The organism is Kitasatospora putterlickiae, assembly GCF_039527695.1.
In the GTDB taxonomy this organism is placed as follows: domain Bacteria; phylum Actinomycetota; class Actinomycetes; order Streptomycetales; family Streptomycetaceae; genus Kitasatospora; species Kitasatospora putterlickiae.
The window spans coordinates 22,862-23,593 of the sequence record NZ_BAAAKJ010000215.1 but is presented as its reverse complement, the minus strand read 5'-3'; the positions used below and the strand labels follow the sequence as shown (position 1 = coordinate 23,593).

The 732-nt window shown below is 78.3% G+C and carries 1 pseudogene; it reads right to left on the bottom strand.

The features are described from left to right. Positions 1-732: pseudogene (locus ABD308_RS21240) on the bottom strand (peptidase S41); the annotation flags it as partial.

The window sequence follows — 732 nt, the reverse complement described above, 5'->3', positions numbered from 1 at the left end:
CCGGATCCGTCGGGCAGGACGGCGGTGATCCGTGACTCGTAGGCGTCCCACGCGCCGGCCGGGCCGACGTCCAGGCGGCGCGGCTCGGCGCCGTCCAGGTCGTCCAGCAGCCACAGCCCCCCGGCGCTGTGCCAGACCACCCGGGTGCCGTCGGTGGCGGCGTCGCGGGCGTAGAAGCCCTCCGGGGAGATGCCGTGGCGGCGCAGGCCGGAGCCGTCCGGGAGGCTGGAGTACAGCGCGCCGACGCCCTCGTGGTCGGAGAGGAAGGCGATCCGCTCGCCGACCCACAGCGGCGACTCGATGTTGCCGTCCAGCTCCTCGTGGACGCGCTCGAAGCGCTCGGCGCCGATCCACAGCCGGCCGGCCCGCCCGCCCCGGTACCGCTTCCACCAGGCCGGCTCCACGCCGAACGCCGAGACCAGCAGCACCCGCTCGCCGCCCGGCTCGAAGGCCAGCCCGCCGACCGGCCCGTACGGCAGGCGCCGCGGCTCGCCGCCGTCCAGCGGCACGGCGTGCGCCCAGGTGCGGCGCAGCGAGGCCTGTCCGGCGGCGGTGGTGGCGATCGGCCGGCCGTCCGCCGTCCAGCCGCGCAGCTGGGTCTGGGCGTCGCCCCAGTAGGTGAGCCGGCGGGACGGGCCGCCGTCCACCGGCGCGAGGTGCACCTCGGGGGCGCCGTCCCGGGTCGAGGTGAACGCGACGTGGCGGCCGTCCGGGGAGAACCGGGGGGGGGGG